General features: G+C 54.3%; 1 pseudogene. It reads left to right on the top strand.

Annotated elements, in window-relative coordinates:
* Positions 1–7 precede the first annotated feature (7 nt).
* Positions 8–359, top strand: a pseudogene (locus HMPREF2692_RS09655) (transposase).
* Positions 360–403: the final 44 nt, after the last annotated feature.

Raw genomic sequence — 403 nt, 5'->3', positions numbered from 1 at the left:
CCAGGTTTTGTTCCGTTTGAGTAGATGGGAAAATTTGGAACATGCCGAGAAAATTTGATCAGGATGCGAAGGACCGTGTGGTCCGTCTCGTGGAAGACCGCATCCTGGCGGAGAACATTTCCATGCAGGCAGCCTGCAAGATCGTGGCACCAAAGCTGGGCGTCTCGTGGCACACGGCGAGGCAATGGACGCAGGCCGCTCGTCGCGAAGGTCGTGTTGTGGAATCAATGCCCGAGGACCTTGCTGCAGAAAACGCACGGTTGCGTCGAGAAAATCAAGAGCTGCGGGACACCAACGAGTTGTTGAAAGCCGCTTCGGCTTTTTTCGCATCCGAACTCGACCCGAAACGTCGGAAATGATCCGGTTCATTGATGAGCATCGGAATCGTTTCTCAGTCGAGTTC

Origin of the sequence: Corynebacterium sp. HMSC036D03 (assembly GCF_001836185.1) — a bacterium.
Lineage (GTDB): Bacteria > Actinomycetota > Actinomycetes > Mycobacteriales > Mycobacteriaceae > Corynebacterium > Corynebacterium simulans.
Note: the sequence above shows the minus strand (reverse complement) of the source record. Positions and strands in the feature narration are given on the sequence as shown.